Source organism: Streptomyces sp. NPDC049040 (assembly GCF_043197715.1).
Lineage (GTDB): Bacteria > Actinomycetota > Actinomycetes > Streptomycetales > Streptomycetaceae > Actinacidiphila.
This window is the reverse complement of record NZ_JBICTO010000002.1, coordinates 976245-999897: the sequence shown is the minus strand read 5'-3', so window position 1 is coordinate 999897 and position 23653 is coordinate 976245. Positions and strand designations below refer to the sequence as shown.

14 protein-coding genes are annotated in these 23653 nt (G+C 71.6%); 2 read left to right on the top strand and 12 right to left on the bottom strand.

Features of this window, described 5'->3' with window-relative positions:
• Positions 1-134: 134 nt before the first annotated feature.
• Together ACGFMP_RS09295 and pyk are read right to left on the bottom strand one after the other, a co-directional pair.
• The gene (locus ACGFMP_RS09295; protein ID WP_393671320.1) at positions 135-1406 is read right to left on the bottom strand and encodes a branched-chain amino acid ABC transporter substrate-binding protein; all 1272 of its coding nucleotides are present in this window, start codon (positions 1404-1406) and stop codon (positions 135-137) included.
• Positions 1407-1911: 505 nt separating this feature from the next.
• Positions 1912-3348, bottom strand: a complete 1437-nt coding sequence (gene pyk, locus ACGFMP_RS09290) for a pyruvate kinase (protein ID WP_393671319.1) — start codon at positions 3346-3348, stop codon at positions 1912-1914.
• Positions 3349-3614: 266 nt separating this feature from the next.
• Here pyk and ACGFMP_RS09285 point away from each other — a divergent pair, with 266 nt between their 5' ends.
• A complete protein-coding gene (locus tag ACGFMP_RS09285) occupies positions 3615-5447 on the top strand; it encodes a bifunctional metallophosphatase/5'-nucleotidase (protein ID WP_393671318.1) in 1833 nt (610 codons plus the stop codon).
• Here ACGFMP_RS09285 and ACGFMP_RS09280 read toward each other — a convergent pair.
• The 3 genes from ACGFMP_RS09280 to pepN all read right to left on the bottom strand — a co-directional run bounded on the left by ACGFMP_RS09280 (position 5416) and on the right by pepN (position 11127).
• On the bottom strand, positions 5416-6864 hold the full coding sequence (locus tag ACGFMP_RS09280) for a lysine N(6)-hydroxylase/L-ornithine N(5)-oxygenase family protein (RefSeq protein ID WP_393671316.1): 1449 nt from the start codon (positions 6862-6864) through the stop codon (positions 5416-5418). The genes ACGFMP_RS09285 and ACGFMP_RS09280 overlap by 32 nt on opposite strands.
• Before the next feature lie 46 nt (positions 6865-6910).
• A complete protein-coding gene (locus ACGFMP_RS09275; protein WP_393671388.1) occupies positions 6911-8305 on the bottom strand; it encodes a pyridoxal phosphate-dependent decarboxylase family protein in 1395 nt (464 codons plus the stop codon).
• A 320-nt stretch (positions 8306-8625) separates the two neighbouring features.
• Positions 8626-11127 carry an aminopeptidase N gene (pepN, locus tag ACGFMP_RS09270; RefSeq protein WP_393671315.1) on the bottom strand — a complete coding sequence of 834 codons (2502 nt, stop codon included), beginning with the start codon at positions 11125-11127 and terminating at the stop codon, positions 8626-8628.
• Positions 11128-11210: 83 nt separating this feature from the next.
• Here pepN and ACGFMP_RS09265 point away from each other — a divergent pair, with 83 nt between their 5' ends.
• Entirely contained in the window at positions 11211-12134 is a 924-nt protein-coding gene (locus ACGFMP_RS09265; RefSeq protein WP_393671314.1) for a hypothetical protein, read from the top strand.
• A gap of 140 nt (positions 12135-12274) precedes the next feature.
• On the opposite strand, the gene ACGFMP_RS09260 is transcribed toward ACGFMP_RS09265, so the two are convergent.
• The 7 genes from ACGFMP_RS09260 to trpB form a co-directional block, all read right to left on the bottom strand.
• Positions 12275-13738, bottom strand: a complete 1464-nt coding sequence (locus ACGFMP_RS09260; RefSeq protein WP_393671313.1) for a glutamate synthase subunit beta — start codon at positions 13736-13738, stop codon at positions 12275-12277.
• The gene (gene gltB, locus ACGFMP_RS09255; protein ID WP_393671311.1) at positions 13731-18275 is read right to left on the bottom strand and encodes a glutamate synthase large subunit; all 4545 of its coding nucleotides are present in this window, start codon (positions 18273-18275) and stop codon (positions 13731-13733) included. The genes ACGFMP_RS09260 and gltB overlap by 8 nt, the downstream gene beginning before the upstream one ends.
• Positions 18276-18600: 325 nt before the next feature.
• Positions 18601-19335: a VIT1/CCC1 transporter family protein gene (locus ACGFMP_RS09250; protein WP_393671310.1), complete on the bottom strand. Its 735-nt coding sequence runs from the start codon at positions 19333-19335 to the stop codon at positions 18601-18603.
• Between the two features lie 115 nt (positions 19336-19450).
• Positions 19451-20518, bottom strand: coding sequence for a prolipoprotein diacylglyceryl transferase (gene lgt / locus ACGFMP_RS09245; RefSeq protein ID WP_393671309.1), 1068 nt, complete (start codon positions 20516-20518; stop codon positions 19451-19453).
• Between the two features lie 108 nt (positions 20519-20626).
• A complete protein-coding gene (locus ACGFMP_RS09240; RefSeq protein WP_393671307.1) occupies positions 20627-21442 on the bottom strand; it encodes a DsbA family protein in 816 nt (271 codons plus the stop codon).
• A 91-nt stretch (positions 21443-21533) separates the two neighbouring features.
• A complete protein-coding gene (gene trpA / locus ACGFMP_RS09235; protein ID WP_393671305.1) occupies positions 21534-22352 on the bottom strand; it encodes a tryptophan synthase subunit alpha in 819 nt (272 codons plus the stop codon).
• Positions 22349-23596, bottom strand: a complete 1248-nt coding sequence (gene trpB / locus ACGFMP_RS09230) for a tryptophan synthase subunit beta (protein WP_393671304.1) — start codon at positions 23594-23596, stop codon at positions 22349-22351. The genes trpA and trpB overlap by 4 nt, the downstream gene beginning before the upstream one ends.
• Positions 23597-23653 lie beyond the last annotated feature (57 nt).

Here is a 23653-nt window from a genome sequence, read left to right as displayed (position 1 = left end):
CTGCGCCCCCCCGGGGGGGGCGCGGGGGGGGGGGGGGGGGGGGGGGGGGGGGGCCCCCCCCGGGGGCCCGGGGGGGGGGGGGGCCGGGGGGGGGGGGGGGGCGGCCCCCCCGGCACCGGGTGGTGCGGGGTGGGTCAGCCGGTGTAGACGCCGGACTTGACGGCGACCCACTTGCCGGACTTGACCTGGTAGACGGTCAGCTGCTTGTTGGTGGTGTCACCGAACTCGTCGAAGGACACGTGGCCTGCGACGCCTTCGAGGTCGGTCTTCTGCACCGCGTCGATGAGCGCCTTGCGGGCGTCGGGCATGGCCGGCAGCTTGCCGCCGTTCGCGTCCATGACGACCTTGACGGCCTTGATGATCGCGGTGGTGGCGTCGTAGGTGTAGCCGCCGTAGGTGCCGTAGTCACCCGGGTACTTCTTGGCCTTGTAGGTGTTGATGAAGTCGGTGGCCGTCTTCAGCGTGGTGACCGGGACGCCGACCGAGGTGACCAGGTCGCCCTCCGCGGCCGCACCCGCGGTGGTGATGTACGTGTCGGAGTACATGCCGTCGCCGCCCATCAGCGGGATCTTGACGCCGGCCGCCTTGAGTTGCTTGGTGATGAGCTCGGACTCGTCGTACTGGCCGCCGTAGTAGACCATGTCGGCGTGCGAGTTCTTGATCTTCGTGACCAGGGTCGAGAAGTCGTTGTCACCGGTGTTGACGTGGTCGGTGCCGGCGATCTTGCCGCCCAGGCTGCTGAACTTCTGCTTGAAGATGGCCGCGAGGCCGGCGCCGTAGGTCTGCTTGTCGTCGACGACGAAGGCGCTCTTCTTCTTGATGGCGTTGAAGGCGTAGTCGCCCGCGAAGCCGCCCTGGTTGGCGTCGGTGGTGGCGGTGCGGAAGTAGGTGGGGAACGGCCGGGTCTTCTTGCCGGTCGCCCAGTCCTTGCCCTGCGTCAGCGCCGGGTTGGTGTTGGCGGGCGAGATCTCCACCATGTTGGCGCTGGCGAAGACCTGCTGCATCGACACGGCGACGCTGGAGTTCAGCGGGCCGATCGCGGCGATGACGGAGTTGTCCGAGGTGAAGGCGGTGGCGTTCTGCTGGCCGGTGGCCGGCTGCGCCTTGTCGTCCTTGGCCTGGATCTTGAAGGTGACGCCGGGAACGAGGTTCTTCGCGTTGGCGTCGTCGACCGCGATCTGGGCACCGAACTGGAGCCCGAGGCCCGTGGCCGAGTTCTGTCCGGTCAGCGGTGCGTCGACGCCGATCACCACGGTGACGTTGCTCGCGGCACTGGTGGTGCTGCCGCCCGAGCCGCCGGTGCTGCCACCCTTGTCGCCGTCGTCGCTGCGCGAGCCGCAAGCAGTGAGAGTAAGGGCTCCTGTGGTGAGTACGGAGGTCAGAATCAGCAAGGAACGGTGTCGCACGGTCAGTCCTTTCCCCTGGCGCGGCCGTCTCTGATGAGTGGCCGAGTCGTGCGCTGGAACCCGAACTGACAAATCCGGTGGCGCGGTGACTGGCCGTGACTCTAGGCCCGGTTCGGGGAGTGAGGCAGAGGTGCGGGGAAGAGTGTGACTGTCTTGTTATGCCAATCGGAAACTCTTGAGCTTCACTTGAGATTCGGCGGGGCTTTTGGGTGCATTGCTCCCCTGTCCGGATGCTGAGAACCCGCACTTCCGGTGGCGCGTAGGCGACTTGTCACCGGTCAACCGTCCCATCCGGCCGGAACCCGGCGGATCGGGCCGGACGAATACCGGCGCGAGCCCCCGGCGGGGACCCGCGGCTGCCCCGATCCGGTTTCCCTATTGCGCCCGTGTTACGGAGCGTTAATTGCGGTCGAACAACATTTTCCGGCCGCGCGAAAGGTCGCGCCCCCGGCGGCCGTTGCCGTCGGAGGCGCGGAGAAGTCAGGACCAATATGGCCGTGACGCATTACGACTTCGGGGAGTCGTCCTCGCCGATGTGGTGGACCCGGACCATATTGGTGGTGCCCGACATCGCGGGCGGGGACCCGGCGGTGATGATGACGACGTCGCCCTTCTTGCAGCGGCCGATCCGCAGCAGCTCCTCGTCCACCTGCTGGACCATCTCGTCGGTCGTCTGCACCGTCGGGCCGAGGAAGGTCTCCACGCCCCAGGTGAGGTTCAGCTGCGAGCGGGTCGCCGGCTCGGGTGTGAAGGCCAGCACCGGGATCGGCGAGCGGTAGCGGGACAGCCGGCGGACGGTGTCGCCCGACTGCGTGAAGGCGACCAGGAAGCGCGCGCCGAGGAAGTCGCCCATCTCGGCGGCCGCCCTGGCGACCGCGCCGCCCTGGGTCCGCGGCTTGTTCCGATCGGTCAGCGGCGGCAGCCCGGCGGTCAGCATGTCCGCCTCGGCGGCGGCCACGATCCGCGACATGGTCTTGACCGTCTCGATCGGATACTTGCCGACGCTGGTCTCGCCGGAGAGCATCACCGCGTCGGTGCCGTCCATCACCGCGTTGGCCACGTCGCTGGCCTCGGCGCGGGTGGGGCGGGAGTTGTCGATCATCGACTCCAGCATCTGGGTGGCGACGATGACCGGCTTGGCGTTGCGCTTGGCGAGCTTGACGGCGCGCTTCTGCACCAGCGGGACCGCCTCGAGCGGCATCTCCACCCCGAGGTCGCCGCGGGCGACCATGATGCCGTCGAAGGCGTCCACGATCTCCTCGAGGTTGTCGACCGCCTGCGGCTTCTCGATCTTGGCGATCACCGGGACCCTGCGGTCCTCCTCCGCCATGATCCGCAGCACGTCCTCGACGTCCCGCCCGGAGCGGACGAAGGACAGCGCGATGACGTCGGCGCCGGTCCGCAGGGCCCAGCGCAGGTCGCGGATGTCCTTGTCGGACAGCGCGGGCACCGAGACCGCGACACCGGGCAGGTTCAGGCCCTTGTTGTCCGAGATCATGCCGCCCTCGATGCACATGGTGTGCACCCGCGGCCCCTCCACGTCGGTGACCTCCAGGGTGACCCGGCCGTCGTCGACCAGGATGCGCTCGCCGCGCGCGACATCGGCGGGCAGCCCCTTGTAGGTCGTGCCGCAGATCTGCTGGTCACCCTCGATGTCGTCGGCGGTGATGGTGAACTCGTCGCCGCGTTCAAGGAGTACCGGGCCTTCGGCGAAACGCCCGAGCCTGATCTTCGGGCCCTGAAGGTCGACCAGGATGCCGACGCTGCGACCGGTCTCGTCGGAGGCCTTGCGCACCCGTCGGTAGCGGTCCTCGTGCTCGGCGTAGCTTCCGTGGCTCAGATTCAGTCGTGCCACGTCCATCCCGGCCTCGACCAGTGCCTTGATCTGGTCGTAGGAGTCGGTCGCGGGACCCAGGGTGCAGACAATTTTCGCTCGGCGCATGTATCGAGCGTATGACTTACTCGTTGGTAGCCGTGACCACTGGGGGCAACTGCCCAACGACACCTGGATTAACGATTGTTGACAACTCTCGAACTGTGCGGGCAGCCGCTCGGATGAGCGCCGGGACGGGCCGCGGGGCCGCCTGGGGGTGCGCGGGCGGCCGACAGCAGCCGTCAACCTGCGGGGTCTGTTGCGAAGGCCCTCTCCTGGTCCAGAATCTACGCGCGTTGTGCCCTCCGCACGCCCGTGAACGTCAAGGAGACGAGATGCCGCTCAACCGCAGGGACTTCATCAACCGCTCGGCCGCCACCGGCGCCGGCGTGGCGCTGGCCGGCACCGCGGGCACGGTCGCCGCGGCAGGCCCCGCACAGGCCTCACAGGAGCACCACGACCACGGCCACGACCACCGGCCGAAGACGTTCAGCCTGCGGGTGCTGGGCACCACCGACCTGCACGGGCACGCCCTGAACTGGGACTACTTCACCAACGCCGAGTACGATGACGCCACCCACAACGACGTCGGCCTGGCCAAGGTCGCCACCCTCGTCGAGCAGGCCCGCGCCGAGAAGGGCCACGACCGTACGCTGCTGATCGACGCGGGCGACATCATCCAGGGCACCCAGCTGTCGTACTACTACGCCCGGGTGGAGCCGATCACCGGCGGCCGGCGCGGGCCGCGGCACCCGATGGCCCTTGCCATGAACCAGATGAAGTACGACGCCGCCGCTCTGGGCAACCACGAGTTCAACTACGGCATCCCGCTACTGCGGGCCTTCCAGGACCAGTGCGACTTTCCACTGCTCGCCGCCAACGCGGTGGACGCCACCACCCTCAAGCCCGCCTTCCCGCCCTACCTGGTCAAGGAGATCAAGGTGCACGGCGGCCCGCCGGTGAAGGTCGGCATCCTCGGCCTGACCAACCCCGGCATCGCCATCTGGGACAAGGCCAACGTGCAGGGCAGGATGTCCTTCCCCGGCCTGGTGGAGCAGGCGAAGGTCTACGTGCCCAAGCTGCGCGCGCTGGGCTGCGACGTGGTGGTCTGCACCGACCACTCGGGCCTCGACGGCAGCACCAGCTACGGCGACGCCGTGCCGTACCCGGAGAACGCCTCGTCCCTGGTGGCCGCCCAGGTGCCCGGCATCGACGCGATCCTGGTCGGCCACACCCATGTCGAGCGCCCGCAGACGCTGGTCGTCAACGAGCAGACCGGCAAGACCGTGGTGCTCTCCGAGCCGCTGATGTGGGGCATGCGGCTGTCGGTCTTCGACATCGACCTGACCTTCGACCGCGGCCGCTGGCACGTCTCCTCGGTCACCGCCGAGGTGCGCAACGCCAACACCGTGGCCGAGGACCCGCACGTCGCCAAGCTGGTGCGCGACGAGCACCAGAAGGTCGTGGACTACGTCAACCAGGTGGTCGGCACCTGCACCGTGGCCATGTCAGCGGCGGAGTCCACCTACAAGGACACCCCGATCATCGACTTCATCAACCTGGTGCAGTCCGACACGGTGAAGGCGGCCCTGGCCGGCACCGAGTACGCCTCACTGCCGGTGCTGTCCGAGGCCTCGCCCTTCTCCCGGACCGCCGCGATCCCGGCCGGGCAGGTCTCGCTGCGCGACGTGGCCGGGCTCTACGTCTACGAGAACACCCTGGACGCCAAGATCCTCACCGGCGCGCAGGTCAAGGACTACCTGGAGTGGTCGGCGGCGTACTTCGTGCAGACCGCGCCCGGCGCCCCCGTCGACGTCACGAAGATCACCAATGCCGGCAACACCCCGGACTACAGCTACGACGTGCTCAGCGGGGTGTCGTACGACATCGACATCTCGCAGCCGGCCGGTTCGCGGATCGTGAACCTCACGGCGGGCGGCGCCCCGGTCGACCCGGCCGCACGGTTCGTCCTCGCGGTGAACAACTACCGCTCCAGCGGCGGCAGCAACTACCCGCACGTGGCGGCCGCCCAGTCGGTGTGGTCGAACTCCGACGAGATCCGCAACACGATCATCGCCTGGGTGCAGGCGCACGGCTCGATCGACCCGTCGGCGTTCGGCGGCGACGAGTGGCGGCTCACCCGCGCCGGAGTGCCGCTGTTCTCGTAGGGACGTCGCAGGCGGACGCGCCGTCGAGGCCGAACGTGGTGAAGGCTGTCCTGGCCGGCAGCGGGTAGTGCTCCGCTCCGGTCAGCAGCCCCGTCAGGTCGTTCAGCACGACGGCCGACCGCCAGGCGGCCAGGCCCAGGTCCGGGGCGCCGACGCCGTGGGTGTGGCGTTCGGCGTTCTGGACGTAGATCCGGCCGGTGACGTGCCGGTCGAGCTCCAGCCGGTGCCTGGCGTCGATCCGCGGCCGGCCCGCCTCGTCCCTGAGCACATGGGCGTCCAGCTGGCCGAGCAGCTGGTCGAGCGGGCGCTCGCGGTAGCCGGTGGCGATCACCACCGCGCTGGTCACCATCCGGGTTCGGGTGCCCTGGTCGGCGTGCTCCAGGTGCAGTTCGACGCCCGAGGTGCCGATCCGGCCCGCGGTGCGCACGGTGACGCCCGGGGTGAGGACCGCGTCCGGCCAGCCGCCGTCCAGGCTGCGGCGGTAGAGCTCGTCGTGGATCGCGGTGATGGTCTCGGTGTCGATGCCCTTGTGCAGCTGCCACTGCTGCGGCACCAGCCGGTCGCGCACCGGCTCGGGCAGGCCGTGGAAGTAGCGCGCGTAGTCGGGCGTGAAGTGTTCCAGGCCGAGCTTGCTGTACTCCATCGGCGCGAAGGCGGGGGTGCGCGCCAGCCAGGTGATCGCCTCCCGGCCCGAGGGCCGGGCCCGCAGCAGGTCGAGGAAGACCTCGGCGCCGGACTGCCCCGAGCCGATCACGGTGATGTGCTCGGCGGCCAGCAGCCGCTCCCGCTGCGGCAGGTAGTCCGCCGAGTGCACCACGGGGACGGTCGGCGACTCGGCGAGCGGGCGCAGCGCCTCGGGCACGTAGGGTGCGGTGCCGATGCCGAGCACCAGGTGGCGCGCGTAGGTGCGGCCCAACGCCTCGGCCTCGCCGTGCACGTCGAGCTGGGTGTGGTCGACCTCGAAGTGGCCGCGCTCGGCGTCCCAGCGCACGGTGTCCACCTGCTGCCCGAAGCGGGTGGACGGCAGCGCGTCGGCGACCCACCGGCAGTAGGCGTCGTATTCGGCCCTGTGCACGTGGAAGCGCTCGGCGAAGTAGAACGGGAACAGCCGCTCGCGGGCCTTGAGGAAGTTCAGAAACGACCAGCGGCTGGCCGGGTCGGCGAGGGTCACCAGGTCGGCGAGGAAGGGCACCTGCAAGGTGGCGCCGTCGACCAGCAGGCCGGGGTGCCAGTGGAAGGCCTGCCGCTGGTCGTAGAAGGCCGTGGTCAGACCGGGTACGGCGTCGGCGAGGGCGGCGAGCGACAGGTTGAAGGGCCCGATGCCGACGCCCAGCAGGTCGAAGGGCTCCCGCTCCTGGTCGGGTGCGGCGTGCGGGTCCTGTTCCTGGCCCTGCTCCGGTGGGGTCGCGGCGTTCATCGGTGCTGCCTTCCTCTCGGGCTTGTCGGGTACGGCGCCGGGCCGGTCACGGCGCCGCCGGGGCCTGTCTGGCCTGTCCGTCGGTCACCAGCCTGAGCAGGGCGTCGATGTCCTGCGGGCGGATGTGCGGGTTGAGCAGGGTCGCCTTGAGCCACAGCCGGCCGCCCGCCGTGGCCCGGCCGAGCACCGCCCGGCCCTCGTACATCAACTCCCGCCGCAGGGCTGCCACCTGGTCGTCGTCGGCGCCCGCCGGGCGGAAGAGCACGGTGCTGATCGAGGGCCGCGCGTGCAGGTCGAGCGCCGGGTGCCGGTCGACCGCGTCGGCCATCTCGCGGGCGTGCCCGCAGACGGTGTCCACCAGGGCGCCCAGGCCCTCGCGCCCCAGCGCCCGCAGGGTGACGGCGATCTTCAGCACGTCGGGCCTGCGGGTGGTGCGCAGGGAGCGCCCGAGCATGTCGGGCAGGCCGGCCTCGGTGTCGTCTGTGGCGTTGAGGTAATCCGCCTTGTGCCCCAGCGGGCGCAGCGCGGCACCGTCGGGTACGGCCAGCAGGCCGGCCGCGACCGGCTGCCAGCCGAGCTTGTGCAGGTCGACGGTGACCGACACCGCGGACTGGAGCCCGTCGAGCTTGCCCGCCTCGTGCCGGCTGAACAGCAGCGGGCCGCCGTAGGCCGCGTCGACGTGCAGTTCCGCGCCGTGCCGGGTGGCGGCCTGCGCCAGCTGCGGCAGCGGGTCGATCGCGCCGGTGTCGGTGGTGCCCGCGGTCGCCACCAGCAGGGCGCGGCCGGGGAGTTCGTCGAGGGCGGCGTCCACCGCGGCGGGGTCGAGGAGCCCGGCGGGGGTGTCCACGACGACCGGCCGGGGCAGGCCGAGCAGCCAGGCCGCGCGCTGCACGCTGTGGTGGGCGTTGGCCCCGCACACCACCTGTACCCGAGGGCCGCCCGCGGCGCGTTCCCTGGCCAGCAGCAGCGCCAGCTGGTTGGACTCGGTGCCGCCTGTCGTCATCAGCGCGTCGGGGGCCGGCAGGTCCGGGTAGACCACCGCGGCGAGCGCGGCGGCGACGCGGGTCTCGATCTCGGTGGCGGCCGGTGCCTGGTCCCAGGAGTCCAGCGACGGGTTGAGCGAGGCCGCGGCGAGTTCCGCTGCCGCGGCCAGGGCGATCGGCGGGCAGTGCAGATGGGCGGCGCAGTACGGGTCCGCCGGTTCCGCCGCGCCCCGCGCCATCTCCCGGACCAGGGTGTGCAAGGCCTCGTGCGCCCCGGTGCCGTGGCCGGGCAGCGGTCTGCCGAGTGCGCCGGCCACCCGTCTCGCGGTCTCCTTCGGGCCGCCCGCCGGCAGCGGGCCGCCGCGGGCCGCTGCGCCCTCCTCGAGCGCGGACAGCACCGTGTCGACCAGGGGCCGCAGTTCCGAGGGGCCGTGCCGGCCGCCCGCCAGGCCGGGCATCTCCTTCAACCGTCCTCCACCGCCGTTCTTTTCTCCCCCAGCACAACGACCCACGCCGCGTGTCGGTACGCCCCTTTCCCCCCGGGGCCCTGGTGGGTGGCCGGTCGCGCGGTTCCCCCGGCCGCTGAAAAAACGCTCATCCCCCGAGCGGGGCGGCCCCCGCGAGGGGCGACCGGCGCGCGGCGACGGGAAAGGCGGCGCGTCAACCCGCCGGCTCCTCCCCGGGGCGCGGGAAGATCCGGGGCCGGCCCCGCGCCCGGTGGCGGAGGAGGGGGCCGGCCCCGCGGGAGGGGACGGGCCGGACCCGTGGAAGGGGAGGGTCAGGCCGCGCGGATGCGGAGGGTGCGGGCCAGGTCGTCGAGGCGGTCGGCCAGCGTGCGCCGCAGCGCGGGGGTGACGGCCGGGCCGTCCAGGCACTCGCGCCCCAGCCGCAGGGTCTCGGCCGCGACAGCGGTGTGCGGGAAGGCCACCCGCCCGGCGAGCTCCGCGATGGCGGTGCCGCGCCGGGCGGCCAGCGGCACGACTTCGGCGAAGTAGCGCGCGACGTAGTCCGCGGTGAGCGCGGTGTGCTCCGGGTGCCAGAAGCCCTGCGCGTTCGCCGTGACCAGGTAGTTCGACTGCGAGTCGTCGTGGAACATCGCCTCCCACGCGGCAGCCTTGGCCGCCGGGTCCGGCAGCGCCGCCCGGCACCTGGCCGCCCCCTCGCGCCCGACGGCGCTGGGGTCGCGGGCGAGTTCCGCGTCGATGTCGGCGGGCCCCGCCGCGCCGAGCACGGCGAGCCGCAGCAGCATCCGCCAGCGCAGTTCGGGGTCCAGCGGCGGGCCGCCGGGGATCTCGCCCAGGTCGTACCAGCCGCGCAGCTCCTCCGTGTCGTCCTGGCCGAGTGCCGCGTCGACCAGGGTGCGGGTGGCGCTGAGCCTGGTGCCGTCGAGCCCCGCGGCGAGCAGCGCCCTGGCGGTGCCTGCGAGGGTCCGCAGCGCCTCGGGGCGCAGCGCCGGGTCGAGGAAGTGGTCGGTGAGCGGGCCGCGGCAGAAGGTGAGGACGGCGTCCACGATGCTCGGGTCGCTCTCCCCCGGCAGGTGCGCCGCGGTCAGCGCGAGGTGGTCGGACGGTGTGATGCCCCCGTCGCGTACGAGGTCGCGCGCGGCGTTCCAGGCGACCGCCCGGCCGAGCGGGTCGGGCAGCCCGCCGAGGGTGTCCCGCAGCGTCGCCCAGGACTGCGGGTCGAAGTGGACCTTGGCGAAGGTCAGGTCGCCGTCGTTGAGCAGGACCAGGTCGGGCGGCGGCCCTGCCAGGTCGTGGTGCTCGACGACGGCGCCCGCGGCGATGTCGACGGTGAGCCGGTCGCGCAGCACGAGCGACCCGGGGGCGGCGAAGGCCCGGTCGTAGAGGCCGACCCCGATCCGGTGCGGGCGGTGCCCGCGGTGGCCGATCTCCAGCCGCCAGCCGCCCTCGGGTCCGCCGGGGGCCACCGCGGGGGTCAGCGTGTCCATGCCCGTGGTGCGCAGCCAGGCCGCCGCCCAGGCGGGGAGGTCGCGGTCGGTGGCGGTGCCGAGGGAGTCGAGGAACTCGGCGAGGGTGGCATTGCCGAAGCGGTGCCGCGCGAAGTGCGTGTTGAGTCCGGCGGTGAAGGCCTTGGGGCCGAGCCAGGCGACCAGCTGGCGCAGCGCGGAGGCGCCCTTGGCGTAGGAGATGCCGTCGAAGTTGTTCAGCGCGGACGCGGTGTCCGGCACCGCCTCGGAGTCGGGCGCGACCGGGTGCGTGGAGGGGCGCTGGTCGGCGTCGTAGCCCCAGGACTTGCGGGCGACCGCGAAGTCGGTCCAGGTGCCGGTGAAACCGGTGGCCTCGGAGAGCACCTGGGTGCCCATGTACTCGGCGAAGGACTCGTTGAGCCAGATGTCGTCCCACCAGCGCAGCGTGACGAGGTTGCCGAACCACATGTGCGCCATCTCGTGGGCGATGACCACCCCGCGGTACTGCGCCTCGACCGGCGTGACAGCCGACCGGTGCACGAAGTCCTCGCGGAAGGTGACCAGTCCTGGGTTCTCCATCGCCCCGGCGTTGAACTCAGGGACGAAGGCCTGGTCGTAGGAGTCGTAGGGGTACGGCTCGCCGAACAGCTCGTGGTAGCGGTCGAAGCAGCGCCGGGTGATGTCGAGGATCGCGGGCGCGTCGTGGTCGAGGTACGCGGCCATCGAGCGGCGGCAGTGCAGGCCGAACGGCAGCCCGGCGTGCTCGGTGCGCACCGAGTGCCAGGGGCCCGCGGCGACGGCGACGAAGTAGGTGGCGAGCGGCGGGGTGGTGGCGAGCTGCCAGCGGCCCGGCGCGGTCCTGGTGGCGATGCCGTTGCCGAGGACGGTCCACTCCCGCGGTGCGCTCACCGCGACGTCGAAGACCGCCTTGAGGTCGGGCTGGTCGAAGGACGCGGCGACCCGCTGCATGTCGTTCATGAACAGCTGGGTGTAGAGGTAGGTCTCGCCGTCCTCAGGGTCGGTGAAGCGGTGCATGCCCTCACCGGTGCGCGAGTAGGGCATGTCCGCCTCGACCCGCAGCTCGTGCTCGCCCTCGGCGAGGCCGGCCAGCGGCAGCCGGTTGTCGCGGAGCAGGCCGGGGTCGAGTTCGCGGCCGTCCAGGACGACCCGGCGCAGGGCGGTCGGCCGGATCTCGGCGAAGGTGTCGCAGTCGCGGTGGGCCAGGAACCGGATCACGGCCACCGAGCCGAACGCCTCGTCCCCTCCGGTCAGGTCGAGGTCCAGGTCGTAGTGGAGGACGGTCAGGTCGCGGGCACGGATCTCGGCCTCGGCGTGGGTCAGAACAGGCATGCGCCACATGCTGCCGCAAGCCGTGCCGACCGGGACAGCCGCCCGCGGCGGCGCGTAGGCTCGTCCGGTACGGGGAGGTGGTCATGGCCGAGTACGCGGACCCGGGGGCGTCGACCGCCGGGGGCGGGGCCATCGTGCACGGCTTCCCGCACTTGGACACGGTACGCGCCGCGCTGACCGCGCTCTACCGGCGGCTGTCGGCGGACGGGGTGGAGCGCTTCCCGAGCAGCGTGCACCCGGAGCTGGTGGAATTCCCCGCCGAGGAGGACGTGTACCTGGGCGCGCAGCGGGTGGCCCGGGTGATGGTGCAGCACTTCAGGCTGCCGGACGCCCGCATGGTGGTCGGCTTCCGCGACATGGTCCACGCGGGGAACGTCGAACTGGCCGCGGGCCCCGAGTACTTCATCGAGCTGCACTCCCGGTTCAGGGCCGACAGGCGCGATGTCGGGGCGGCGCTGGCGCACGAGGTGACGCACGTCTACCTGCACCGGCTCGGCCTGGAGTTCCCCGGCACCCGGGACAACGAGATCCTGACCGACACGGCGACGACGTACCTCGGCGCGGGCTGGCTGCTGCTGGACGCGTACCGCGAGGAGGCCGCGATCCGCGGTGAGCGGCTGATGATGTCGGCGTACAAGCTGGGCTATCTCACGCCGGAGGAGTTCGGCTACGTGCTCGCCAAGCGGGCGCGGGCCTTCGGTGACGACGTCGAGCCGTGGTTCCGCTCGGCGCAGGCGCGGGATGCCTACCGGGCGGGGCTGGCCCGCGCGGAGCAGGACCTGCGCAGGGCGCCGCTGGCCGCGGCGGGCTTCGTCGCCCGGCGCCGCTACGTCAAGGACCGCCGCTCCCTGTCCCCCGGCCCCGACTACTCCTTCGAGTCCACCGCCTCGGACGTGCGGGTCTCCTTCCCGTGCCCCACCTGCTTCCAGCGCATCCGGCTGCCGTGCCGCGGGCGGCTGCGGGCGCGCTGCGCCCTGTGCCGCACCGAGCTGTCCGTCGACACCTGAGGCGGGTGGCCGCACGGGTGACGGGCGGATCGTCCCCGCACCAAGGACACAGCGCCCGCCTCCTTGGTCGGGGAGTGGCGGGCGCTGCTGGTGTTACTGCGTTCCGCACGCCGTTGTGCGGGACATTCGGGGGCCGTCGGTCAGACGGTCAGCGGCCGGTCCGTGGGGCGGATCGGCGCGTGGAGCGCGGACGGCAGTCCTGTGAGGTACGCGTCGACGGCCTTCGCAGCCGAGCGTCCTTCGGCGATCGCCCAGACGATCAGCGACTGGCCGCGGCCCGCGTCGCCGGCGACGAAGACGCCGTCGACGTTGGTGGCGTAGGAGCCGTCGCGGGCGATGTTGCCGCGGGCGTCCAGGTCGAGGCCGAGCTGCTCGACCAGGCCGTTGGACTGGTCGGTGCCGGTGAAGCCCATGGCCAGGGTGACCAGGTCGGCCGGGATGACCTTCTCGGTGCCGTCCTGCGGGACGAACCTGCCGTCCTGGAAGACGACCTCGACCAGGTGCAGCTCGCGCACGTTGCCGTCCGCGTCGCCGGTGAACTTCACGGTGTTGACGGCGTAGACCCGCTCGCCGCCCTCCTCGTGTGCCGAGGTGACCTTGTAGACGGCCGGCATCGTCGGCCAGGGCTGGCCGGCCGGGCGGTCGTCGGAGGGGCGCGGCATGATCTCCAGCTGGGTCACGGACCGCGCGCCCTGCCGGTGTGCGGTGCCGACGCAGTCCGCACCGGTGTCACCGCCGCCGATGACGACGACGTGCTTGCCCTCCGCGGTGATGGGGGGCGTCACGAAGTCGCCCTCCTGCACCTTGTTGGCCAGCGGCAGGTACTCCATCGCGAAGTGGATGCCGTTCAGGTCCCGGCCGGGGGCCGGCAGGTCGCGGGAGATCGTCGCTCCGGCCGCGATGACGACGGCGTCGTAGCGCTTGGCGAGCTTGCCGGCGTCCAGGTCGGTGCCGATCTGCACCCCGGTGCGGAACTTGGTGCCCTCCGCGCGCATCTGCTCGATGCGCCGGTTGATGTGCCGCTTCTCCATCTTGAACTCGGGGATGCCGTAGCGCAGCAGGCCGCCGATCCGGTCGGCGCGCTCGTAGACCGCGACGGTGTGGCCGGCCCGGGTGAGCTGCTGGGCGGCGGCCAGGCCCGCGGGGCCCGAGCCGATGACGGCGACGGTCTTGCCGGACAGCCGCTCCGGCGGCTGCGGGCGCACGTCACCGGCATCCCACGCCTTGTCGATGATGGTGACTTCGACGTTCTTGATGGTGACGGCGGGCTGGTTGATGCCGAGCACGCACGCCGACTCGCAGGGCGCCGGGCACAGCCGCCCGGTGAACTCCGGGAAGTTGTTGGTGGCGTGCAGGCGCTCCGAGGCGGCCTGCCAGTCCTCGCGGTAGGCGTAGTCGTTCCACTCGGGGATCAGGTTCCCCAGCGGGCAGCCGTTGTGGCAGAACGGGATGCCGCAGTCCATGCAGCGGCCGGCCTGCTTGCTGATGATCGGCAGCAGGCCGCCGGAGACGTAGACCTCGTTCCAGTCCTGCTTGCGCTCCTCGACCGGGCGCGTCGGGGCGGTCTCGCGGCCTGTGGTGAGGAAGCCCTTGGGGTCAGCCATTTGCCGCCTCCATCATCTTCGCGGTGGTCTCGGACTCGGAGAGTCCGGCCTGCTCGGCGGCGTTCTTGGCGGCGAGCACTGCCTTGTAGTCCCTCGGCATGACCTTGCCGAAGCGGGTGAGGGCGGCGCCCCAGTCGGCGAGCAGCCGCTCGGCGACGGTGGAGCCGGTCTCCTCGGCGTGGCGGCGCACCACATCGTGCAGCCACGTGATGTCGTCGGCGTCCAGCGCCTCGACCTCGACCATGCCGGGGTTGACGGCGGCCGGGTCCAGGTCCAGGACGTAGGCGATGCCGCCCGACATGCCGGCCGCGAAGTTGCGCCCGGTGGTGCCCAGCACGACGGCCCGTCCGCCGGTCATGTACTCGCAGCCGTGGTCGCCCACGCCTTCCGCGACGACGGTGGCACCCGAGTTGCGCACGCAGAAGCGCTCGCCGGTCCTGCCGCGCAGGAACAGCTCGCCGCCGGTGGCACCGTAGGCGATGGTGTTGCCCGCGATGGTCGAGTACTCGGCGAGGTGGTCGGCGCCGCGGTCGGGGCGTACGACGACCCGGCCGCCGGACAGTCCCTTGCCGACGTAGTCGTTGGCGTCGCCTTCGAGCCGAAGGGTGACGCCCTTGGGCAGGAACGCGCCGAAGGACTGGCCCGCGGAGCCGGTGAAGGTGATGTCGATGGTGCCTTCTGGCAGGCCTGCGCCGCCGTACTTCTTGGTCACCTCGTGGCCGAGCATGGTGCCGACCGTGCGGTTGACGTTGCGGATCGGCACCTGGGCGCGGACCGGGGCGCCGCTGTCCAGGGCGTCGGCGGCGAGCCTGATCAGCTCGTTGTCCAGCGCCTTGGCCAGACCGTGGTCCTGCTCCGTGGTGCGGTGCAGCGCGGCGCCCTCGGGCAGCGTGGGGACGTGCAGCAGCGGGGCCAGGTCCAGGCCCTGCGCCTTCCAGTGGTCCACGGCGCGGCCTGCGTCGATCAGCTCCGCGTGGCCCACGGCCTCCTCGATGCTGCGGAAGCCCAGCTCGGCGAGGATCTCCCTGACCTCCTCCGCGATGAACTCGAAGAAGTTCACCACGAATTCGGGCTTGCCGGAGAAGCGCTCGCGCAGCACCGGGTTCTGGGTGGCGACGCCGACAGGACAGGTGTCCAGGTGGCAGACCCGCATCATGATGCAGCCGGAGACCACCAGCGGCGCGGTGGCGAAACCGAACTCCTCGGCACCCAGCAGCGCGGCGATGACCACGTCGCGGCCGGTCTTGAGCTGGCCGTCGGTCTGCACGACGATACGGTCGCGCAGCCCGTTGAGCAGCAGGGTCTGCTGGGTCTCGGCCAGGCCGAGCTCCCAGGGTCCGCCGGCGTGCTTGAGCGAGGTCAGCGGGGAGGCGCCGGTGCCGCCGTCGTGCCCGGAGATCAGGACGACGTCGGCGTGCGCCTTGCTGACGCCCGCCGCGACCGTGCCGACGCCGACCTCGGAGACCAGCTTGACATGGACCCGCGCCTTGGGGTTGGCGTTCTTCAGGTCGTGGATCAGCTGGGCGAGGTCCTCGATGGAGTAGATGTCGTGGTGCGGCGGCGGGGAGATCAGGCCGACGCCCGCGGTGGAGTGCCGGGTGCCGGCGATCCACGGGTAGACCTTGTGGCCGGGCAGCTGGCCGCCCTCGCCGGGCTTGGCGCCCTGGGCCATCTTGATCTGGATGTCGTCCGCGTTGACCAGGTACTCGGAGGTGACGCCGAAGCGGCCGGAGGCGACCTGCTTGATGGCGCTGCGCCGGGCCGGGTCGTAGAGCCGCTCCGGGTCCTCGCCGCCCTCGCCGGTGTTGGACTTGCCGCCCAGCTGGTTCATGGCGATGGCCAGCGTCTCGTGCGCCTCGCGGGAGATCGAGCCGTAGGACATGGCGCCGGTGGAGAACCGCTTGACGATGTCGGCGACCGGCTCGACCTCGTCGACCGCGATCGGCTCGCGCTCGGACTTCAGGCCGAACAGGCCGCGCAGCGTCATCAGCCGCTCGGACTGCTCGTTCACCCGCTCCGTGTACTGCTTGAAGATGTCGTAGCGGCGGGTCCTGGTGGCGTGCTGGAGCCGGAAGACGGTGTCCGGGTCGAACAGGTGCGGCTCGCCCTCGCGGCGCCACTGGTATTCGCCGCCGATCTCCAGCCGGCGGTGCGCGGCCTGGATGCCGGAGACCGGGTAGGCCTTGACGTGCCGGGCGGCGACCTCGGCGGCGATGACGTCGATGCCCGCCCCGCCGATCTTGGTGTCGGTGAGGTGGAAGTAGGTGTCCACGAAGTCGCGGTCCAGGCCGATGGCCTCGAAGACCTGGGCGCCGCGGTAGGAGGCCACGGTGGAGATGCCCATCTTGGACATGACCTTGAGCACGCCCTTGCCGAGCGCCTTGATCAGGTTGCGCAGCGCCGCCTCGGGCTCTATCCCGCCCAGGAAGGTGCCGGCCGCGACCAGGTCCTCGACGGACTCCATGGCCAGGTAGGGGTTGACCGCGGCGGCGCCGTAGCCGATCAGCAGCGCCACGTGGTGCACCTCGCGGACGTCGCCCGCCTCGACCAGCAGCCCGACCTGGGTGCGCTGCTTGGTACGGATCAGGTGGTGGTGCACGGCGGAGGTGAGCAGCAGCGACGGGATCGGGGCGTGCTCGGCGTCGGAGTGCCGGTCGGACAGCACGATCAGCCGTGCGCCGTCCTCTATGGCGGCGTCGGCCTCCGCGCAGATCTCGGCGAGCCGCGCGGCGAGCGCTTCGCCGCCGCCGGTGACCCGGTACAGGCCCGACAGGGTCGCGGCCTTGAGCCCCGGCATGTCGCCGTCGGCGTTGACGTGGATGAGCTTGGCCAGCTCGTCGTTGTCGATCACCGGGAAGGGCAGGGTGATGTTGCGGCACGACGCGGGGCTGGGCTCCAGCAGGTTCCCCGAGGGGCCGATGGTGGAGATCAGCGAGGTGACGAGCTCCTCGCGGATCGCGTCCAGCGGCGGGTTCGTGACCTGGGCGAACAGCTGGGTGAAGTAGTCGAACAGCAGCCGGGGGCGGTCGGAGAGCGCGGCGATCGGCGAGTCGGTGCCCATCGAGCCGAGCGGTTCGCCACCGGTCCTGGCCATCGGGGCGAGGATGACCCGCAGCTCCTCCTCGGTGTAGCCGAAGGTCTGCTGGCGCCGGGTGACCGACGCGTGGGTGTGCACGATGTGCTCGCGCTCGGGCAGGTCGGCGAGGTCGACGAGACCTGCCTCGAGCCAGTCGGCGTACGGGTTCTCGGCCGCGATACCGGCCTTGATCTCGTCGTCCTCGACGATCCGGTGCGAGACGGTGTCGACCAGGAACATCCGGCCGGGCTGCAGGCGGCCCTTGCGGACCACCTTCTCGGGGGCGATGTCGAGCACGCCGGACTCGGAGGCCAGCACGACCAGGCCGTCGTCGGTGACCCAGTAGCGGCCGGGGCGCAGCCCGTTGCGGTCCAGGACCGCGCCGACGACCGAGCCGTCGGAGAAGGTGACGCACGCCGGGCCGTCCCAGGGCTCCATCAGCGTCGAGTGGTACTGGTAGAACGCCCGCCGCGCGGGGTCCATGGAGTCGTGGTTCTCCCACGCCTCCGGGATCATCATCAGCACGCTGTGCGGCAGCGAGCGTCCGCCGAGGTGCAGCAGTTCCAGGACCTCGTCGAAGGACGCGGTGTCGGACGCCCCGGGGGTGCACACCGGGAAGATCCGCTCGACGTCGCCGGTGAACAGGTCGCTGGCCAGCTGCGACTCGCGGGCCCGCATCCAGTTGCGGTTGCCCTTGACCGTGTTGATCTCGCCGTTGTGCGCGACGAAGCGGTAGGGGTGTGCGAGCGGCCAGCTGGGGAAGGTGTTCGTCGAGAAGCGGGAGTGCACCAGCGCGATGGCGGTGGCGAAGCGCCGGTCCGACAGGTCGGGGAAGAAGGGCTCCAGCTGCCCGGTGGTGAGCATGCCCTTGTAGACCACGGTGCGCGCGGACAGCGACGGGAAGTAGACGTCGGCCTCACGCTCGGCGCGCTTGCGCAGCACGAAGGCGGGCCGGTCCAGCTCGATGCCGGAGAGCGCGCCCGCGCTGTCGGCGACGAAGAGCTGGGAGAAGTGCGGCATGGTCGAGCGGGCGGTGGCGCCCAGCATCTCGGGGGCCACCGGGACCTCGCGCCAGCCCAGGACGGTCAGGCCTTCTTCTGCGGCGATGCGCTCGATGGCGTCGACGGCCTTGGTGCGGTCCTCGTTCTCGACGGGCAGGAAGGCCAGGCCGACGGCGTAGTGGCCCGCGGCGGGCAGCTCGAAGCCGGTGGCGGCACGCAGGAACGCGTCGGGGACCTGGAGCAGGATGCCCGCGCCGTCACCCGAGTCGGGCTCGGCGCCGGTGGCTCCGCGGTGTTCCAGGTTGCGCAGGACGGTGAGCGCCTGCTCCACGAGGTCATGGCTCGCCTCGCCGGTGAGGGTGGCCACAAAGCCGACACCACAGGCGTCATGCTCGTTGCGGGGGTCGTACATCCCCTGCGGGGCGGGGTGCCCGTCCATGAACGCGGAACGCGAACGCATGGCTCTCCCGTCGTCGTCATTGGCTTGTATGCATTGCCTGTTTCCAGGCATGCGCAACAGGGACGACGTTGGCCCTCTGCGATTTCGTGCAGGTTACATGATGGCCGAGTGTTCGAGAAGCGGATACTCAATTCCAGCATGTGGACGTGCTCAAGGGGTTGGAGCAGCCAATTCGGGCCAGCGTCTGACCGGGGGTCGACCGACGATTCCGGAGCGTGCCCTGGCGGCTCTGCTGGTGCGTTACCGAGTGATGCCCCGTGCGGTGGTGCCTGAAACGGCTGGGAAACACGGGGCTTGTGGCGGACCGTTCCTCACGGGCGCGGGCTCAACCGACGGCGCTGCCGATGAGCGCACCCAGTACGAAGGTAACCCCACCTGCCGCCGCACCCAAGAACAGCTGTCGCAGTCCGCCGAACCACCAGCTCCTCGCGGTGACCCTCGCCACAGCCGCCCCGCAGCCGAACAGTCCCGCCAGCGCCAGCAGCACCGCGGGCCACAGCACGTCGGCGCCCAGCAGATACGGCAGCACCGGCAGCAGCGCGCCCAGCGCGAAGGACACGAAGGACGAGCCCGCGGCGAGCAGCGGCGACGGCAGGTCGGCCGGATCCACACCCAGCTCCTCGCGGGCGTGGATCTCCAGCGCCTGCTCGGGGTCGACGGACAGCTGCCTGGCCACCTCGTGCGCCAGCTTGGGTTCCACGCCTCGCGCCACGTACAGCGCGGCCAGCTCGCGCAGCTCGTCCTCGGGGTGGCGGCGCAGCTCGATCCGCTCGACGTCCAGCTCGGCCTCGACCAGCTCGCGCTGGGAGGCCACCGAGGTGTACTCGCCCGCCGCCATGGAGAACGCACCGGCCGCCAGCCCCGCGAGCCCGGTGACCACCAGGGTGCGGGAGCTCACATCGCCGCCTGCCACCCCCGTCATCAGCGCGAGGTTGGACACCAGGCCGTCCATGGCCCCGAACACAGCGGGCCGCAGCCAGCCTCCGGTCACGTCCCGGTGCACGTGGTGCGGGACGTGGTAGGGCGCGGCTGCGGCCTCCTCGACGGCTGCACTGGTCATACGGTCCACCCTCCCCCGCGCGGCACGACGCCGCGAAAAACCGGAAACGGGTTCGACCGTACCTGCGGACACAGGGTGCCCGCCAGCAAGGAAAGGCTGACCTGACCTGCGGAAACTACGGGGTGACCGGTCCGCCGGCCGGTCCTGCGGCGGCCTTGGACTGCTCGTCCTCTGCCGTCACCGCACCACCGGTCGGCTCCGCGGCGTCACCGGCCGCCGCCCCGTCGGCCGGCTCACCGGCGGACGCGTCCGCGCCCCCGGCCTTGTCGGTGGCCTTGTCGAGGTCCGTGCCCGCGGCCTTGTCCGCGCCGTCCTCCGCGTCGTCCGCGGCGAGCGCCGCGTCCCCGGCGGGCGCGTCCAGCGCCGGCTCCACGGCGGCCTCACGTCCCGGCCGCAGCCGGGCCGACAGCACCAGGTAGGTGACGGCGCCGACGAAGACCACGATCGCCGTCCAGTCGTTGAGACGCATGCCGAGGAACTGGTGCGCGTAGTCGACCCGCATGTGCTCGATCCAGGCCCTGCCCACCGTGTAGGCGGCGACATAGAGCGCGAAGGCACGCCCGTGGCCGAGCTTGAAGCGCCGGTCGGCCCAGATCACCAGCAGGGCGACACCGATGCACCACAGCGACTCGTACAGGAAGGTCGGGTGGTACGTGGCCAGGTCCGGCGTGTTGTCCGGCCGGTGGGCCGCGTCGATCTTCAGGCCCCACGGCAGCGTGGTCGGGCCGCCGTACAGCTCCTGGTTGAACCAGTTCCCCCAGCGGCCGATGGCCTGCGCGAACGCGATGCCCGGCGCGATGGCGTCGGCGTACGCCGGCAGCGCGATGCCCCGGCGGCGGGCGCCGATCCAGGCGCCCAGCGCGCCCATGGCGATGGCACCCCAGATCCCGAGCCCGCCCTGCCACACCTTGAAGGCGTCGACCCAGTCCTTGCCGTCGGTGAAATACAGCTCGTAGTCGGTGATCACGTGGTAGAGCCGACCACCGACCAGGCCGAACGGCACCGCCCACACGGCGATGTCGGCGACCGTGCCGGGCCGCCCGCCGCGGGCGATCCAGCGCTTGTTGCCGTACCAGACGGCAACGAAGACGCCGATGATGATGCAGAACGCGTAGCCGCGCAGCGGGATCGGTCCGAGGTGGACGACGCCGTGCGCGGGGCTGGGGATGAATGCGAGTTCCATGGCAATGTCCGACGCTACCGTGCCCGGCGGGTGGACGGCAGTCCGCCCGGCTACGTCTGGATAACGGCCGGGCGTACGGCGTCGGGTCCCGGGCGGTCCGGGGACCGGTCAGGACGACGGGGTGGGGGTGACCTTTCCTGGCTGCTTGCCCTTGTTCGCGGCGGCGACCATCTGCTTGAGGCTGTCCGGGGTGAGCGCGGGGTTCTGGCCGTAGATGCTCTTGCCGTTCAGCAGGATCGTCGGGGTGGCGTCGAAGCCGGAATCGGCGAAGGCCGCGTTGGACTTCTTCACCCAGGTGTCGTGGGTGCCGTTGTGCACACAGTCGGTGAAGGACGTCGTCTTCAGCCCCGGAACCTGGTCGGCAAGGGTGAGCAGGTTGTCCGTGTGGGAGAACTTGTCGTCCTGCTCGTCCGGCTGGTTGGCATAGAGGACGTCGTGGTACGCGCGGAATTTCCCCGCGTCCTGGGCGCACGCGGCGGCGTTCGCGGCATTGAGCGAACCGGTGCCCCCGAGATTGCCGTCGATCAGCGTCACCAGGTGGTATTCGGTCCTGATCTGCCCGCTGTCCTCCAGGCTGTGGATGGTCGGCGTGAACTGCTTCTCGAACGCGTCGCAGGCCGGGCAGCGGAAATCCTCGTAGATGGTGAGGGTCGAGGGCGCGTCTGCGGCGCCCACCGGGATCACCAGATTGTCCTGGCCGGTGGCGCCGGTCGGCGCCGACGCCGGGGTGCCGGCCCGGCCCGCGTTGTCCGAGTGGCGGTCGGAGGCCACCACGCCGATCACCGCGGCGATGCCCAGGACGACCACCAGGCCGCCCGCCACCACCACGGTCCGCTTGACCCGGGCGCGGGACGCTTCCCTGGCACGCTGTTCCTGCAGGGCCTCACGGGCGCTGCGCTTTCGGTCACGATTCGGTTGGCTCACGCCCAGCGCAACGGTGGGGGGATGCGCTCAGCGCCTCCCCCCACCGTTTTTCGCCCTCGGGAGTGACAAATCCCGCTCCCACGGGTGATCGTCAGGCCCTCTTGCGTACCCCGTCCGCCAGCTCGGCGGCCAGCGCGCGGACCCCGGCGAGCCCGGCAGCCTCGTCGCCCTCCGCGTCCAGGATGCGCTTGACGAAGGCGGAGCCGACGATCACACCGTCGGCGAAGCCGGCGACCTCGGCCGCCTGCGCGCCGGTGGAGACGCCCAGGCCGACGCACACCGGCAGCGCGGTGGTGGCGCGGGTGCGCCGCACCAGCCCGGCCGCCTGCTCGCCTACGCTCACCCGGGTGCCGGTGACACCCATCAGCGAGGCCGCGTAGACGAATCCCGAGCCGGCCGCGGTGATCCGGGCGAGGCGCTCGTCCCGGCTGGAGGGCGCCACCACGAAGACGGTGGCCAGGCCGTGCAGCTCGGCCGCCTTCCGCCAGACGTCCGACTCCTCGACCGGCAGGTCGGGCAGGATGCAGCCCGCGCCGCCCGCCTCGGCCAGCTCGGCCGCGAAGCGCTCGGCGCCGTAGCGGTCGACCGGGTTCCAGTACGTCATCACCAGCAGCGGCTTGCCGGTCGCCTCATGCGCCTCGCGGACCGTGCGGAGCACGTCGGCGATGCGGACGCCGCCCTTGAGCGCGATGTCGTCCGCGGTCTGGATGACAGGGCCGTCCAGCACCGGGTCGCTGTGCGGCAGCCCGATCTCGACGATGTCGGCGCCGCCCTCGCACACCGCCTTGACGGCCGCGATGCCGCCGTCGACCGTCGGGAAGCCCGCCGGCAGATACGCGATGAGCGCGGCGCGGTTCTCGGCCTTCGCGGTCGCGAGAGCCTCCTGCAGCAGTTCGATGCGCCCGCTCACTTGCCCGGCTCCTCGGTGTCGTACAGCCCGAAGTAGCGGGCCGCGGTGTCCATGTCCTTGTCGCCGCGTCCTGACAGGTTCACCAGCAGCAGCGCGTCCGGGCCCAGCTCGCGGCCCAGGTCGAGGGCGCCGGCCAGCGCGTGGGCGCTCTCGATCGCCGGGATGATGCCCTCCGTGCGCGATAGCAGCCGCAGCGCCTGCATGGCCGCGTCGTCGGTGACGGCGCAGTATTCGGCCCGGCCGATGTCCTTGAGGTAGGCGTGCTCGGGCCCGACGCCCGGGTAGTCGAGTCCCGCCGAGATCGAGTACGGCTCCGTGATCTGGCCCTCGTCGTCCTGCAGGACGTACGAGCGCGAGCCGTGCAGGATGCCGGGGTCGCCCGCGGTCAGGGTGGCCGCGTGCTCGCCGGACTCGATGCCGTGGCCTGCCGGCTCGCAGCCGACCAGCCGGACGCCCGCGTCCGGCAGGAAGGCGTGGAAGAGGCCCATGGCGTTGGAGCCGCCGCCGACGCAGGCCACGGCCGCGTCGGGCAGCCGCCCGGTCCGCTCCAGCAGCTGCCGCCGCGCCTCGACGCCGATCACCCGGTGGAAGTCGCGCACCATCGCAGGAAAGGGGTGCGGGCCCGCGACCGTGCCGAACAGGTAGTGCGTGCGGTCGACGTTCGCGACCCAGTCGCGGAAGGCCTCGTTGATCGCGTCCTTGAGGGTGCGGCTGCCGGACGTCACCGACACGACCTCGGCGCCCAGCATGCGCATCCGCGCCACGTTCAGCGCCTGGCGCCTGGTGTCGACCTCGCCCATGTAGATGGTGCACTCCAGGCCGAACAGCGCGCACGCCGTGGCCGTGGCCACCCCGTGCTGGCCCGCGCCGGTCTCGGCGATGACCCGGGTCTTGCCCATCCGCCGGGTCAGCAGCGCCTGGCCCAGCACATTGTTGATCTTGTGCGAACCGGTGTGGTTCAGGTCCTCGCGCTTGAGGAAGACCCTGGCCCCGCCCGCCTCGGCCGCGAACCGCGGCACCTCGGTCAGGGCGCTGGGCCGCCCGGTGTAGTTGGCCATCAGCTCGTTCAGCTCGGCCGCGAAGGCCGGATCGGCCTTCGCCTTCTCGTACTCGGCGGCGACCTCGTCCACCGCGGCGACCAGCGCCTCCGGGATGAACTTTCCGCCGAACGCGCCGAAGTAGCCTTCGGCGCTGGGGGTCAGGCCCTCCGGGTCAGGGAGGAAGAAGTCGGGATTTTCCGGCATGGGTGTCCCCTGCTCATCGTGTCTCGGGCCAGTGCCGCTCAGCCGCGGGCAGGGGTG

Coding starts and splice junctions, on each gene's coding strand:
- pyk (WP_393671319.1), bottom strand. CDS start 3,348: ATGCGCCGAGCGAAAATTGTCTGCACCCTGGGTCCCGCGACCGACTCC.
- ACGFMP_RS09285 (WP_393671318.1), top strand. CDS start 3,615: ATGCCGCTCAACCGCAGGGACTTCATCAACCGCTCGGCCGCCACCGGC.
- ACGFMP_RS09280 (WP_393671316.1), bottom strand. CDS start 6,864: ATGAACGCCGCGACCCCACCGGAGCAGGGCCAGGAACAGGACCCGCAC.
- ACGFMP_RS09275 (WP_393671388.1), bottom strand. CDS start 8,305: ATGCCCGGCCTGGCGGGCGGCCGGCACGGCCCCTCGGAACTGCGGCCC.
- pepN (WP_393671315.1), bottom strand. CDS start 11,127: ATGCCTGTTCTGACCCACGCCGAGGCCGAGATCCGTGCCCGCGACCTG.
- ACGFMP_RS09265 (WP_393671314.1), top strand. CDS start 11,211: ATGGCCGAGTACGCGGACCCGGGGGCGTCGACCGCCGGGGGCGGGGCC.
- ACGFMP_RS09260 (WP_393671313.1), bottom strand. CDS start 13,738: ATGGCTGACCCCAAGGGCTTCCTCACCACAGGCCGCGAGACCGCCCCG.
- gltB (WP_393671311.1), bottom strand. CDS start 18,275: ATGCGTTCGCGTTCCGCGTTCATGGACGGGCACCCCGCCCCGCAGGGG.
- ACGFMP_RS09250 (WP_393671310.1), bottom strand. CDS start 19,335: ATGACCAGTGCAGCCGTCGAGGAGGCCGCAGCCGCGCCCTACCACGTC.
- lgt (WP_393671309.1), bottom strand. CDS start 20,518: ATGGAACTCGCATTCATCCCCAGCCCCGCGCACGGCGTCGTCCACCTC.
- trpB (WP_393671304.1), bottom strand. CDS start 23,596: ATGCCGGAAAATCCCGACTTCTTCCTCCCTGACCCGGAGGGCCTGACC.